Source organism: Proteocatella sphenisci DSM 23131 (assembly GCF_000423525.1).
GTDB lineage: Bacteria > Bacillota > Clostridia > Peptostreptococcales > Filifactoraceae > Proteocatella > Proteocatella sphenisci.
On record NZ_AUID01000012.1, the window covers coordinates 68,549 to 83,650 of the forward strand.

The window sequence follows — 15,102 nt, forward strand, 5'->3', positions numbered from 1 at the left end:
CGAAACTTATCCACATTTACGATGCTTTAACTATTTTTCTCCAAAAAGACATTCAGATACCTTGTAAAAATCTTCATCACGTTTTCTTATTACTTCTTTATCTCTTCCATTTGAATAGTCATAAAAACCCTTGCCACTTTTAACTCCATAATTTCCATCATTTACGAGGTCTGACAGTATTGAAGACACCTCTTTAGTGTTACTCAGATCTTTAGTCAGATATGAAGATATGTTATAGAAGGTATCGAGTCCTCCAAGATCCGCTATTTCAAGCGGTCCAAGGCATGCGTATCTTATACCCAGACCATATTTGAACACGTTGTCAATATCTTCCTTGCTTGCAATTCCCTCTTCTATTATATGCATGGCTTCACGAAGCACTGCAAACTGGAATCGGTTGAGTACAAATCCCGGAGCATCCTTGTTTATCATAATCGGCTGCTTACCTATAAGTTTTGATATGTCATAAACCAGTTTAGACGTTTCCGCTGCAGTCTTATCTCCATTAATTACCTCTATCAGTGGGATTATATGTGGAGGATTTATCCAGTGCATCCCGCAGAAACGCTCTGGATTTTTTACAGCTTCCGCTATCTTTGTTATCGAAAGTCCCGAAGTATTAGTCGTAAGTATAGCATCTTCTGGAGCTGTCTCAGATACTTCTGACCAGAAACTATGCTTTATATCCATATTCTCAACTATTGCCTCAACAACAAAATCTGCACTTCTGAAACAGTCTTTTGAACATGTGAAGCTGATATTTCCCATTATATTTTCAGAATCCTGCTTTGTAAATATTTTTTTATCCACCGATGCGCTCTGGTTTATGTTGATAAGATTCCTGCTCCTGTCCAGATATTCATCTTTGAGGTCGTAAAGCGTAACCTTGTATCCGCTCTGTGCAAAGGTCTGCGCCATTGATGAGCCCATGACTCCAGCTCCTGCAATCACAATATTCTTTATATTTTTAATTTCCATCTCAACATCCCCCATAACAAGTGTATTTTATCCATTATATTAAATATATTGTATCATATCTAGTTTATATATTTCTATACTACACCCATTGATCCTAGTATTATTATTACTAAAACTGAAAGCGTTGGTATTATTACTGTACACATTCCTATATCTATATATGACTGCTTATGTGTAAGTCCCGTAATTCCCAGAAGTGTTATCACTGCTCCATTATGAGGAAGAGTATCGAGTCCTCCGCATGCTATGGATGCCACCCTGTGAAGTACCTGTGGATTGAGTCCTATCTGCTTTGCAGTTTCCAAAAAAGTATCTCCAAGCGTTGCAAGTGCAATACTCAAGCCCCCTGATGCCGAACCTGTTATCCCAGCAAGTACAGATACTGAGATTGCCTCAGAAACAAGTGGATTGCTTGAAATTCCAAGCAAAAACATCTTTACTATTCCAAATGCAGCAAGGGCAGATATTACATTGCCGTATCCTACTTCTGACGCAGTATTCATTATTGCCAGAAACGAACCCTGGACTCCATTATTTATTGATGACATCAAATTATCGAATCTCTTGAAGTGAATAACCATAGTAATAAGTATTGCCAAAATAAGTGCCGTTATAAGCGACCAGTTTCCACTTACTTTACCAATTGTAGTACCATAAGTTTCAATATACCCTGTATCTGACATAGGTATTATGAATCTTGATATTACAAAATTTGCCACAAGAACTATAATTATAGGTAACACAGCCATTCCAAATGATGGCAAATCTGTTCTGCTTGACTGAACAAGTGTCTCATTTTTGTGTTCACCATAACCCTCACCTTTTTCTACTGCCTTAGCTATCCTTTTATTTATCCAGAACAATCCTCCACCAAACATTATAATTGAGGCTACAACTCCCAGTATAGGAGCCGCATACGCATCTGTTCCAAAATATTGCATTGGAATGGCATTTTGAATCTGCGGAGTTCCTGGAAGCGCCGTCATCGTAAAAGTGAAAGCTCCAAGTGCAATACATGCTGGAATAAATCTCTTAGGCAGATTTGATTCTCTAAACAAAGCTGCTGCTATAGGGTATGCTGCAAATGCAACAACAAAAAGAGAAACACCTCCATAAGTAAGTACGGCACAAGAAAGTACTATAGCCATAACTTCTCTTTTCTTTCCAATCTTTTTTACTATGAATTCCGAAATAGCCTGAGCCGAACCCGAATCATCCATTAATTTTCCAAACAATGCTCCCAGCAAAAATACCGGGAAATACGATTTTACATATCCTCCCAGACTTACCATAAACACTTCTGTATATGTAGCCATAAGATGGGCATTACCAGTTCCAAGACTTCCCAGTAAAACCGCAAACAGTGCCAGTACGGGCGCAAGTATAATAACCGAAATCCCTCTGTATGCAAGATACATTAGCAGGCCCAGCGATAATATAATCCCTATTACTCCTATCATGTAAAATCCTCCTTAGTTTATATTTGTAAATTAACCGGCAGTCCAGCCGCCGTCCATTGTAATTGCAGCTCCTGTTATGTGACTCGCAGCATCTGAGCACAAGAACTTAGCGGTTTCAGCGACAGCATCAGGTTCAATTAGTGTCTTAATTGCAGATTTTTGAAGCATTATCTTGCTCACTACCTCTTCTTTACTTATACCATGACTTTTTGCCTGAGCATCAATCTGATTATCTACAAGAGGAGTTCTCACATATGCAGGGCAAATTGCATTTACAGTTATCCCGAGTTCCCCGCCTTCTAAGGCAGCCGTCTTTGTAAGTCCTATAAGACCGTGTTTTGCCGAAACATAGGCAGCTTTGTATTCAGATGCCACAAGTCCGTGAATAGAATCCAGATTGATTATCCTGCCCCAGCCCTGAGACTTCATAGAGCTCCAAACATACTTGGTCAAAAGAAATGGTGCTGTCAGCATAAGACTTATCATGAAATCCCACTTATCTTCAGGGAATTCTTCTATTGAACTTACAGTTTGAATTCCGGCTACATTTACCAAAATATCAACTTTTCCATACTTTTGTATTGTGTAATCTACTAGTGCTTTACATGGTTGTCTTTTGCTGAGGTCGCCTGTGAAAAAATCGCAACCCAGTGTCTTAGCCGCTTCTTTTAATCTTTCTTCATTCACATCAGCTATAACAACCCTGGCTCCTTCTTCTGAAAAAGTCTTGGCAATAGAATATCCAATTCCACTTGCCCCTCCAGTTATAATGCTTACTTTTTCTTTTAACATAATTTTCAACCTTTCCTTCAAATAATAACATATGTACCATAAAAATAACGTTAGCATAATATATAGCAAATATCCTGCCAAAAAACTATAAACCTGTGTTTACAACAACTATAGCTTCATTTTTTTTGTAAACAAAAAAATCCCTACTGAAATCATGATTTTTAAATCAAATTTCGTAAGGATTTCTGAACATTATTATTATTCTCTCTATTTTTTGTAAACTTTTCCGTACACAAATTCTATTTTCACTCATTTGTGTTCACTTTTCCGTACATCATACTTAGTTTTCGTCACTTATTTCGTATTTTTTCATTTTTTCATAAAGACTGGTTCTGCTTATTCCAAGTGCATTTGCTGTTTCAGTCTTATTATTTTTATGGTGAATGAGGAAACTCACTATAGCATTAATCTCTACTTCATCAGTGATTTCCTTCAAAGTTTTTGTATTAAAATCTTGCTTTCTTCCTGTCAACGCTTCAGGAAGATGTTCTGGAAGTATGGTTAAACCGTTTCCAAGAAAATTCACAGCACGTTCAAGGACATTTTCTAGCTCTCTTATATTTCCAGGCCAATCATAAAGCTTTAGGTATTCCAAAGTTTTATCCGAAATTCGCCTGGTTTCCATGTCTTCCTTAGCAGTAAATTTCTCTACAAGAAATTTTGAAAGCTCCGTAATATCATCTTTTCTTTCCCTCAAAGGTGGAACTTTTATAGTTATCACATTTAGTCTGTAGTAAAGGTCTGACCTGAATTGTCCAGTTTTTACCATTTCTTCCAAATTTTTGTTCGTAGCTGCAACAATCCTTACATCTACGACCTCTCTCACACTTGCACCGACTTTTTGGATCTCTCTGTCTTGAAGAAACCTGAGTATCTTGACCTGCATGGACATTGGCAGATCACCAATTTCATCCAAAAAAATCGTCCCAGAATTAGCTGCCTGAAAAAGACCTATCTTTCCGCCTTTTTTAGCTCCGGTAAATGCACCTTCTTCATATCCAAACAGCTCCGATTCCATGAGCTCTTCAGGTATGGAGCCACAATTTATGCATATGAATGGCTTGTTGTCTCTTTTGCTTGAACTGTGGACTGCATGAGCAAAAAGTTCTTTGCCTGTACCGCTTTCTCCCAGGATTAAGACATTTGAGTTGGTCTTTGCCACAATTTTTATGTTTGTCTTGAGTTGACTTATGCTTTTGCTGCTGCCAATTATGCTGTCCACATTGTATTTTGAAGAATTTAATTTTAAAAAACGACTTTTGTATAGATTAAGCTCTGTCTTCATCTTATCTATCTTTTCATAGAGCTTCTTCAGATCATCTACATCCTTGAACAAAACTCGTCCAAAAGCGCCTACAGTTTCCCCATCTTTATTTATTGGAATCCGCGTTGCGATCATATTTTTTCCGTTTATCCTCTGTGTTGATTCTATATCTGCAATCCCAGTTTCTACAACTTCAAGAAGCCTTGTGTTTTCTATTATTTCGCTGACATTTCTTCCCAGGGCATTTTCCCTTTTTATTCCCAGAAATTCTGCATATGCATCACTTATCTCTTCTATAATGCCTGTTTTATTAATTATGACTACGAGCTCATTTGTAGAATGTATTATTGAGTCTAAAAACCATGTCGAGCTTATGCTGTCTTCCGTTTTTATTATACTATTCATTTCCACCCTCTCAAATAAGATTCCACAATTGCCTCTTAATTGTCCAGAAGCTGTACCCCAACTCCAACGAGTCCTGGTCCAGTATGAACTCCCAGAGCCGGACTTATCTGTCCTTCAAATATGTTTTTATATTTGGAAAGCTTTGCAAGCAGTTTATCTTTTACCTTTGCAGCATCTTCAACCGCTCCCCCATGAACTATAGCCAGATTGTAACGTTTGCCTTTAGAAGCATACTCTACAGCCAAATCTATCATCTTGTCCAGAGATCTCTTTCTTCCACTTATCTTTGCCACATTATAATATATGCCTTCATCGTTGCATGAAATTATAGGTTTCAAATTGAGAGCAGTCCCCAGCATAGAAGACACAAGACCTATCCTGCCACCTTTTTGAAGATATTCAAGAGTTGATACACAAAAGAATATCTTTGACTCAGGCACAACTTCACTTACCTTTTTCACAAGAGTTTCAAAATCCATTCCTTCGCGTATATATTCTGCAGCCTGAATAGCCACCATACCGCCTGCAATTCCAATATTTTTAGTATCTATGACCTTAATATTAAGTCCTTCATAATCCTTAGTCAGAAGAGAAACCATATTATATGTTCCACTAAGACCACTCGAAAGTGTAACCACAAGCACATTTTCGTAACCTTGGGCTTTTATGGCATCTAGTATGCCCATAGCTTCTGCCGCTCCAGGAAGAGATGTCTTTGGTATTTCAACTGAGAGATTTTTATACACTTCTTCCGCCTGTATATCAACTCCATCAGAATACTCTCTATCTTTATATATAATTTTGAGTGGAAGAGAATATATCCCATATTCATTTATTATTGAGGAAGGTACATCTATCCCACTATCTACGAGTAAAGCTGTCTGTTGTTTCATAAAATCCCCTTTCAATTCTCCCAAAATATATGTATTACAATATATATATTACATCGTTTTTATCATTATTTCAAGTAGTTATCGAAACTGTATCAAACAAAAAATCGACAACCTGAGCTGTCGATCTGAAATAAACTAAATTAATATTCACTTTTTCATGTTATTCATATGGTTTTTAAACTTCGTAAAAGTTTCCTCACTTATAACATGTTCAATCCTGCAAGCATCCTCAACTGCAGTTTTTTGTTCAACCCCAAGCATCACAAGAAATTCACTTATAAGCTGATGCCTTTCATATATTTTTTCTGCTATATTTTTTCCTTCATCAGTAAGTATTATCATCCGGTTCTCGTCCATTTTGATATATCCATTACTGCTGAGCTGTTTCATGGCATTACTTATACTGGGCTTGGAGAAATTTAATTCTGTAGCTATATCCACAGATCTCACATTTCCGTTTCTTTTTTGGAGTACAAGTATAGTCTCTAAATAATTTTCCGCAGATTCATGAATTTTCATAATACACCCTCCCCTTATTTAATATATTTTATCAGATATATTATGATTTATCAATGCTTACATCTACAAAAATGTCGCTGTGATTTTATCTTTTAAAAGGCTTAGCCATGATTTACTTACATCATTTTTGCAAGTCAGCTCCACCTGGTGCACCATCTTTCCTTTGCCATAGACCCTAAGTGTCCCAATCCTTTGCCCTGCTTTTACAGGGAGCTCTAAGTCATCAAAAATGGCTTCTGTAGTATATTCTTCTGGCTCAAAATTTCCATAAATAACAAGGTCTTCTTCAAGTACCCCTTTTATCTTTCTGAAACTTCCGTTTATCTTTATACTCCCTGCTTCAGCTCCCTTATTGAGAAGCTTGAAATACCTGAAGTCTCCAAATCCATAGTCCATCATTTTTCTGGTATCTCTGAAGTTTCCGTCTTTTTGCTGCGCTCCAAGGCTTACGCTCAGCAGCCTCGTTCCATCTTCTTGTGCCGTGCCCACAAAGCAATAACCTGATTCTGGTCCCATCCATCCGGTTTTAAGTCCGTCAACTCCCTCGTATTTTCCAAGGAGCTTGTTTGTACTTTCAAGCTTTATCCTTCTCACTGGTGTATTTGGGTCTTTGTATATAATTATGTCTTTTTCGCTAAGAGATGAGTACCTCAGTGTATCTTTTTCTTCTATGAGCTCCAGCGCAATCTCTGATATATCAAGTGCAGTGGAGTAATGGTTTTTGCTGAGAGTAAGCCCATTACATGAAACAAAGTTGGTGTCTTTGAGGTCCATTTTCTGAGATTTTTTATTCATGAGCTTTACAAATTCCTCTTCGCTTCCTGCAAAATATTCAGCCAAAATTACACTTGCATTATTAGCCGAGTTTATTATTATTGCACTTAAAAGTGAGTCAATTGTAAGCATTTCACCTTCAAATATCTTTATAGTAGCTCCTTTTGTGGATGCTGCTTTTTTTGATACGCTCACAAATGTATCTAGAGAAATATTTTTTTCTTCAATTATGTCAAAGGCTGTTGCCACGGTCATTATCTTTGTGACAGAAGCTGGAAGCCTTCTTGTATCTTCATTTTCTTTATATATTATCTGATTGTTCTCAGTTTCCATAAGCAGTGTGCTGGTGCCTTCGGTGTAGAGGTCTGGCTGGGCTAAAACTTCCATAGCGAAACCATTCAGTGCAATCATAAGGGCGGTAAGTAGTGCAATTCTTTTTTTCATAAGGAATACCTTTTTCTTTCTAAATCTTCTTCAAAAATCTAAATTTGTTTAATAATATTTCATCTCTTTAAATTATCTTACTATCTGCAGCTGTAATTGTCAAAAATATTTAAATACACAAGATTATATTTTAAGTGAAAAATTATTTTTACGTTTTTTTAATGCCTGCTCATTTTAGGATAATCGTTTTCATGCTTTTGTTTGATTCTAAATATTCTAAAAATTAAAAATAGTGCGTTGACAAAGCAAATTTTTGATTATATAATCTACCTCAAGTTAAAGAATAATAAAAAAGGTGATGAATGGGTAAAGTAACTGACAAAGTTTTCAGAGAGCTGTCGTTTGGTGAGAGGCAGCAGCGTAAATCAGTGAAGCTCCCCCAGGAACCGTCCGCTGAGGCTTTTGGGCTTAGGTTGGAACGTAACCCCACGTTACAGGGGAAGGATATTAAGGCTGCTCAGCCCAGTATCTGATTAAAGTGCGGCAGTTTTTTGCCGAATTTGGGTGGTACCACGGAAACTATGGCTTTTCGTCCCTTTTTCAGGGATGAATGGCCTTTTTTAATTCAAAAAATTAAAAATACAAATTAAGCAGAAGAGAGTTTTCTGCAGGAGGAGGAAGACATGAGCAGATCAATTAAAATATTTGACACTACACTTAGAGATGGAGAACAATCACCAGGGTGCAGCATGAATCTTAAGGAAAAAATAGAGGTAGCAAAGCAGCTCGAGGCATTGAAAGTGGATGTAATCGAAGCAGGATTTGCCATAGCTTCTCCTGGAGACCTTGCTTCTATTAAGGCTATTGCTGCCGAAATAAAGGATTCTACAATCTGCAGTCTTGCAAGAACTGCAAAGGGTGATATCGATGCCGCATATGAAGCAATCAAAAATGCTGCTTCTCCAAGAATACACACTTTTATCGCCACTTCACCCGTACACATGGAGCATAAATTGAGGATGACTCCTGATGAGGTAGTGGAAAGAGCTGTTGCGATGGTATCTTATGCTAAGAAATACGTATCTGATATAGAGTTTTCAGCTGAGGATGCATGCAGGAGCGACCTTGATTTTCTGGTCAGAATTATTGAGCAGGTAATCAAGGCTGGCGCTACTACCATAAATATCCCTGATACTGTGGGATATATTACTCCACCTGAAATGTTTAATATCATATCTCACATAAAAAACAATGTCCCTGGAATTGAAAACATAGTGCTTTCGACTCACTGTCACAATGACCTTGGAATGGCTGTTGCAAATTCACTTGCCGCTGTTTCTGCAGGAGCAGACCAGATTGAATGTACTATAAATGGAATTGGAGAAAGAGCCGGAAATACTTCTCTTGAGGAAGTTGTAATGGCTTTAAAAACCAGAAAAGATTTCTATGAGGCAGCTACAAACATAGATACTCACTCCATATATCGTTCGAGCCGTCTTATCCAGACGATAACAGGAGTACCTGTTGCTCCTACAAAAGCAATCGTGGGAGCCAATGCATTTGCTCACGAATCTGGAATACACCAGCACGGAATGCTTTCAAACAGAACGACTTACGAAATAATGACCCCAGAATCTGTAGGCATCCCTTCTACTACTATGGTCCTTGGAAAACACTCTGGCAGACATGCATTTGAAGACAGAATAAACGCACTTGGCTACAGCCTTTCTAAGGAAGATCTGGACATCGCATTCAAAAAATTCAAGATTCTTGCTGATAAGAAAAAACTTATCAAGGATATGGATATTGAGAGCATCATTTTAAAAGACACTGAAATAGAAGATAAAAAGCTTGAACTTGAGAGCTTTGTTATAAATACTGGAAATGATATAACTTCAACATCTGTAATCAAGCTTAAAGTAAGCGGCAAAAGCATCGAAAAAGTATCTACCGGTGATGGCCCGATAAATGCTTCTTACAAATCTATAAACAAAATTTCTGGACTTGCAATCGAGCTTGTAGACTACTCCCTTCATGCACTTACCGACGGTGAAGATGCTCAGGCCGAAGCCATAGTAAAGATAAAAATAGGTGAAGGCGGAGATGTTATAACAGGAAGAGGAGTATCCACCGACGTCGTGGAAGCGAGCATAAAGGCATATGTAAATGGAATAAACAAATATTACGCTGCATAATTTTTATACATCACAGTTTTATACAAGAACGGAGATATTAAAATGAGAATGACAATGACTCAAAAAATACTTGCTATTCACGCAGGGCTTGAAAATGTAACAGCCGGACAACTTATTGAAGCTGATATAGATCTTACTCTTGCAAATGACATAACTGGTCCGGTATCTATTGCCGAAATGCAAAAAGCCGGTTTTGACAAGGTTTTTGACAAGGAAAAAGTATGTCTTGTAATGGATCACTTTGTTCCGAACAAGGATATAAAATCCGCAGAGCAGTGCAAAATCTGCAGGGACTTTTCTAACGAACAGGGCATCGTAAACTTTTTCGACGTAGGTGAAATGGGTATTGAGCATGCCCTTCTTCCTGAAAAAGGCCTTACTGCTCCTGGAGAACTTATCATAGGCGCTGATTCACACACCTGTACCTATGGCGCCCTTGGTGCATTTTCTACGGGAGTTGGAAGTACAGACCTTGCTGCAGGAATGGCTACAGGAAAAGCATGGTTCAAGGTTCCATCCGCAATCAAATTCAATCTTAGCGGGAAGCTTCAAAAGTGGGTTTCTGGAAAAGATGTTATCCTTTATATAATAGGAAAGATTGGCGTAGATGGTGCGCTTTACAAATCCATGGAGTTTACAGGAGAAGGTGTCAGCACACTCTCAATTGATGACCGTTTTGCAATCTGCAACATGGCTATAGAGGCCGGCGCAAAAAATGGAATCTTTCCTGTTGATGAAACTACACTTGCATATGTGAACGGCAGAGTAAAAAGAGAATTCAAAGTATTTGAGGCAGACGAAGATGCGCACTACGATGAAGTAATAGAAATAGATCTAAGCTCACTTAGGCCTACGGTTGCATTTCCACACCTTCCGGAAAACACGCGACCTATAGACGAAGCAAAAGGCGTTGAAATACAGCAGGCTATCATAGGCTCATGTACAAACGGCAGAATCGAAGACATGAGAGTAGCTGCCGAGATACTGAAAGGCCGCAAGGTTTGTAAAAGTGTACGTACTATAATTATACCTGCAACTCAGGCAATATATCTTCAGGCTCTAAGAGAAGGACTTATCGAAATATTTATAGAAGCTGGCGCAGTTGTATCAACTCCTACCTGTGGACCATGCCTTGGGGGATATATGGGTATACTTGCTCACGGAGAAAGATCAATCGCAACCACTAACAGAAACTTTGTGGGAAGAATGGGTCATGTGACTTCTGAGGTGTATCTTTCAAACCCTGCAGTGGCAGCAGCTTCCGCAATAACAGGAAAAATAACAGATCCGGCAGATATAATGTAGAAGGAGAACAATATGATAGTTAGAGGCAATGTATTTAAATATGGAGATAATGTAGACACCGATGTAATTATTCCTGCGAGGCATCTTACGACTTCAGATCCGGCAGAACTTGCAAAATATTGCATGGAAGATATAGATTCAGATTTTGTAAAAAATGTAAAACCTGGCGATATAATCGTGGCAACCAAAAATTTTGGATGTGGCTCATCAAGAGAGCACGCTCCCATAGCTATAAAAGGAAGCGGAATCTCCTGTGTAATCGCATCGAGCTTTGCCAGAATATTTTACAGAAATGCTATTAACACAGGGCTTCCTATAATGGAATGTGCCCCTGCGGCAGAGGCTGCTGAAAAAGGAGATATCCTTGAGATTGATTTTGAGACAGGTATCATTACCAACATAACGAAAAACGAGAAGTACCAGTCTGTTGGCTTCCCTGACTTCATTCAAAAAATAATATCTGCAGGTGGCCTTCTTAATTACAGAAAAGCGCAGGTGTAATAACATGAAATTTAAGATAGCTGTTATAAAAGGAGATGGCATCGGTCCAGAGATCGTGGATCAGGCCATAAGAGTAATAGACAAGATAGCCGAAAAATACAATCATACTTTTGATTTCAGCTTCTGCCTTGCGGGTGGAAGTGCCATAGATGCAACCGGAAATACGCTTCCAGAAGAAACCATAGAGATATGCCGCGAGTCTGACAGTATTTTGCTTGGGGCTGTGGGTGGCCCAAAATGGGACGCTATGCCAAGTGGCAACAGACCTGAGAATGCCTTGCTTGGAATCAGATCAAAACTCGATCTTTTTGCCAATATAAGACCGGCCATCATGTATAATGCACTTTCGGATGCCTGTCCTATAAGAAAAGAATTCATAAGTGACGGTTTTGACATGGTTATAGTAAGAGAGCTTACCGGAGACGTTTACTTTGGAGAAAAAGGAAGAACTCAGTCGGGCGGCGTAACCACAGGATACGACATAATGAAATACAGCGAAACAGAAGTTGAAAGAATTGGCAGAAGAGCTTTTGAAATGGCTATGAAGCGTTCCAAAAAACTGTGCTCTGTAGACAAGGCTAATGTGCTTGAGACCTCAAGAGTGTGGAGAGAGACAATGCACCGCATAAGGGAAGAATATCCCGAAGTAGACTACAGCGATATGTATGTAGACAATGCGGCCATGCAGCTTGTGAGAAATCCCGGACAATTTGATGTTATCGTGACTGGAAATCTATTTGGAGATATACTTTCTGACGAGGCAAGTATGATAACTGGCTCCATTGGCATGCTTCCTTCAGCGAGTCTTAATGAGACTGGATTTGGAATGTATGAACCCATTCATGGCTCTGCACCTGATATCACGGGAAAAGGAATTGCAAATCCAATTGCTACGATACTTTCTACGGCCATGATGATGAGATACTCTTTAAATCTTGCAGATGAGGCTTCTGCAATCGAAACTGCTGTCGAAAAAGTACTTGATCTGGGATACCGGACTGCAGACCTTGGCAAAGATTATCTGTCTACAAGTGAAATCACAGACAAGATTATTTCATATATTTAAGTCCCCTTTTTTCTTGTTTTTATCCATATTTTAATATGAGAGCCTGAAGTCTGGTCACATTAAAATATCCAGAAAGGAGAACAAAATGGAAGAATTTGTATTTCAGATTAGTAATTTCGGATTCCCTATAGCTGTAAGCATGTATGTACTGATGCGCCTTGAAAATAAGATGGATCATTTAACCGCATCCATCAGCGAGCTCACAATGACAATTGAAAAAAATATTATAAAATCTTGACTTTTCATGAGTATTTGGTAAAATTATAATTATGAATTAGCACTCATCAAAGAAGAGTGCTAGTAATAGAAAACTACCATACATTAAAAGGAGATGTTTTTATGAAAACCAGACAATTTCAGGCCGAATCCAAGAGACTTCTGGATTTGATGATCAATTCTATCTATACTCACAAAGAAATATTCTTAAGAGAACTTATCTCAAACGCAAGCGACGCAATAGATAAGAACTACTACAGAATACTGACTTCAGAAAATATAACATTTGACAAAAACGATTTTTATATACAAATTTCCATAGACAAAGATGCTCGTACGCTTACTATTGAAGATACGGGTATAGGAATGAACATGGAAGATATGGAAGAAAACCTGGGTACTATAGCAAAGAGTGGATCGCTTGCATTCAAGCAGCAGGTATCAGATACAGATTCTGAATCAAAAGACGAGGTCGACATAATTGGCCAGTTCGGAGTAGGTTTTTACTCTGCCTTTATGGTATCTGACAAAGTCACAGTAATAAGCCGTAAAGTTGGAGAAGAAAAAGCTTTCAGATGGGTTTCTGAAGGAGCAGACGGATACGTCGTAGAGGAGTGCGAAAGAGAAAAAGAAGGAACTACCATAATACTTGAGATTAAAGAAAATGCTGACGAAACTGATTATGACCAGTATCTTGAAGATTACAAGGTCAGAAGCCTTGTAAAAAAATACTCTGACTTTATAAAATATCCTGTAAAAATGGGTGATGAAGTAATCAACAGCATGGTACCATTATGGAAGAAAAACAAGTCTGAGATAACAGAAGAAGATTATGAGAATTTCTATAAGGAAAAGCACTTTGGATTTGACAAGCCGCTCAAGTCTATATACTATTCAGTTGACGGAGTTTCAAGCTTTACATCAATACTGTATATCCCAGGAAGAACTCCCTTTGATTTCTATTCCAAAGATTTCGAAAGAGGTCTCGAGCTTTATTCAAACAATGTAATGATCATGCAAAAATGTCAGGATCTTCTTCCTGAGTATTTTGGGTTTGTTCAAGGAGTAGTAGATTCGCAGGATCTATCACTTAACATTTCCAGAGAACTGCTTCAACACGACAGACAGCTTCAGTTTATATCCAAAAAAATCAAGGAAAAAATAAAGAAAGAACTGCTTTCAATGCAAAAAGATGACAGAGAAAATTATGTGACATTCTTTGAAGCCTTTGGAAGAACTTTAAAGTTTGGCTTATACAGCGAATACGGAATGAACAGAGACATCCTAGAGGATCTTATAATGTTTTATTCTTCAACAAAAAAAGAACTTGTTACCCTGAAAGAATATGTTGAAAGAATGGGCGAAGACCAAAAATATATCTATTACGCAACTGGAGAAAATGTAGACAAGATAGGAAAACTTCCTCAGCTTGAGATTTTTGCAGATAAAAACTACGAAGTGCTCTTCTTTAATGACGAAGTTGACGAGTTTGCGATAAGAGTCCTGGCTTCTTATAGCGAAAAGGAATTTAAGTCAATATCGAGCGGTGATCTGGAGCTTGAAAAAGAAAATGATGAATCAGAAGAAAACAAAAAAGAATCTGATCAAAATAAAGAGCTTTTTGATTTTGTTACCGAATCTCTGGGCGGTAAAATAAAATCTGCAAAAGCTTCAAAAAAACTCAAGACTCACCCAGTATGTCTTTCAAGTGAAGGCGAGCTCTCCATAGAGATGGAAAAAGTACTGAGCATGATGCCAGACGGTGGCGGTGTCAAAGCCGAAAAAATTCTTGAAATAAACACTTCTCACAAGATATTTGAACTTCTAAAAGAAAGCTTTGTAAATGATAAAGATAAGGCTAAAAAAATAGCTAGAGTCCTCTACAATCAGGCACTTCTTATAGAAGGACTTTCTGTTGAAGATCCTGTAGAATATGCAAATGATGTCTGCAGCCTTATGATGTAAAAAATAATATTTCAAAATAATAATGTATTCAAAAGGGGCTGTCGGGAAATAGCCCCCAAAGAAAAAAGCGACTAGTTCGCTTTTTTTAATGCAAAAAAAAGCAAAAAAAAATGACAAAATATATTGCCATCTTTTCCCGTTATATTTTATAATATAACTACTCATGAAACAATATTATAACCAATTTTTTGAAAAAGGACAACAGGTTATTAATTTTAATCTTTACAATTTAGGTTTATCTGCTGACGATCCAGTCTATACCCTAATAAATACATTGGAGGATTTCGATTTTTCTAGCTTACTGGCTAGATACTCAAACAAGGGAAGAAAAGGCTATAACCCTATTATGTTATTTGCAGTATTGCTTTACGCAAATATGAGAGGA

At 37.8% G+C, this 15,102-nt stretch carries 13 protein-coding genes and 1 other annotated feature; of the genes, 6 read left to right on the top strand and 7 right to left on the bottom strand.

Features of this window, described 5'->3' with window-relative positions:
- Positions 1-30: 30 nt before the first annotated feature.
- The 7 genes from G558_RS0106040 to G558_RS0106070 all read right to left on the bottom strand — a co-directional run bounded on the left by G558_RS0106040 (position 31) and on the right by G558_RS0106070 (position 7,529).
- Complete coding sequence (locus G558_RS0106040; RefSeq protein WP_028829375.1) at positions 31-978, bottom strand: 3-hydroxyacyl-CoA dehydrogenase family protein; 948 nt, start codon at positions 976-978, stop codon at positions 31-33.
- A 74-nt stretch (positions 979-1,052) separates the two neighbouring features.
- On the bottom strand, positions 1,053-2,438 hold the full coding sequence (locus tag G558_RS0106045) for a GntP family permease (RefSeq protein ID WP_028829376.1): 1,386 nt from the start codon (positions 2,436-2,438) through the stop codon (positions 1,053-1,055).
- A 30-nt stretch (positions 2,439-2,468) separates the two neighbouring features.
- The gene (locus G558_RS0106050) at positions 2,469-3,230 is read right to left on the bottom strand and encodes a 3-hydroxybutyrate dehydrogenase (RefSeq protein WP_028829377.1); all 762 of its coding nucleotides are present in this window, start codon (positions 3,228-3,230) and stop codon (positions 2,469-2,471) included.
- Positions 3,231-3,510: 280 nt separating this feature from the next.
- Positions 3,511-4,899: a sigma-54 interaction domain-containing protein gene (locus G558_RS0106055; RefSeq protein WP_036931696.1), complete on the bottom strand. Its 1,389-nt coding sequence runs from the start codon at positions 4,897-4,899 to the stop codon at positions 3,511-3,513.
- A gap of 35 nt (positions 4,900-4,934) precedes the next feature.
- Positions 4,935-5,792, bottom strand: a complete 858-nt coding sequence (locus G558_RS0106060; RefSeq protein WP_028829379.1) for a DegV family protein — start codon at positions 5,790-5,792, stop codon at positions 4,935-4,937.
- Positions 5,793-5,939: 147 nt separating this feature from the next.
- A complete protein-coding gene (locus G558_RS0106065) occupies positions 5,940-6,311 on the bottom strand; it encodes a metal-dependent transcriptional regulator (protein ID WP_028829380.1) in 372 nt (123 codons plus the stop codon).
- Between the two features lie 63 nt (positions 6,312-6,374).
- Positions 6,375-7,529 carry a D-alanyl-D-alanine carboxypeptidase family protein gene (locus tag G558_RS0106070; RefSeq protein WP_028829381.1) on the bottom strand — a complete coding sequence of 385 codons (1,155 nt, stop codon included), beginning with the start codon at positions 7,527-7,529 and terminating at the stop codon, positions 6,375-6,377.
- Positions 7,530-7,818: 289 nt separating this feature from the next.
- Positions 7,819-8,069, top strand: a binding site (T-box leader).
- A gap of 83 nt (positions 8,070-8,152) precedes the next feature.
- Here G558_RS0106070 and G558_RS0106080 point away from each other — a divergent pair.
- The 6 genes from G558_RS0106080 (at position 8,153) to htpG (ending at position 14,717) form a co-directional block, all read left to right on the top strand.
- Positions 8,153-9,664, top strand: coding sequence for a 2-isopropylmalate synthase (locus G558_RS0106080; protein ID WP_028829382.1), 1,512 nt, complete (start codon positions 8,153-8,155; stop codon positions 9,662-9,664).
- A 42-nt stretch (positions 9,665-9,706) separates the two neighbouring features.
- Positions 9,707-10,969: a 3-isopropylmalate dehydratase large subunit gene (gene leuC, locus G558_RS0106085; RefSeq protein ID WP_028829383.1), complete on the top strand. Its 1,263-nt coding sequence runs from the start codon at positions 9,707-9,709 to the stop codon at positions 10,967-10,969.
- Positions 10,970-10,981: 12 nt separating this feature from the next.
- On the top strand, positions 10,982-11,470 hold the full coding sequence (gene leuD / locus G558_RS0106090) for a 3-isopropylmalate dehydratase small subunit (RefSeq protein ID WP_028829384.1): 489 nt from the start codon (positions 10,982-10,984) through the stop codon (positions 11,468-11,470).
- Positions 11,471-11,474: 4 nt separating this feature from the next.
- Positions 11,475-12,536, top strand: coding sequence for a 3-isopropylmalate dehydrogenase (gene leuB / locus G558_RS0106095; RefSeq protein ID WP_028829385.1), 1,062 nt, complete (start codon positions 11,475-11,477; stop codon positions 12,534-12,536).
- Between the two features lie 85 nt (positions 12,537-12,621).
- Positions 12,622-12,774 (top strand): YvrJ family protein, encoded by a 153-nt coding sequence (locus G558_RS13645; RefSeq protein WP_071604458.1) that lies wholly within the window; start codon positions 12,622-12,624, stop codon positions 12,772-12,774.
- A 101-nt stretch (positions 12,775-12,875) separates the two neighbouring features.
- On the top strand, positions 12,876-14,717 hold the full coding sequence (gene htpG, locus G558_RS0106105) for a molecular chaperone HtpG (RefSeq protein WP_028829386.1): 1,842 nt from the start codon (positions 12,876-12,878) through the stop codon (positions 14,715-14,717).
- Positions 14,718-15,102: the final 385 nt, after the last annotated feature.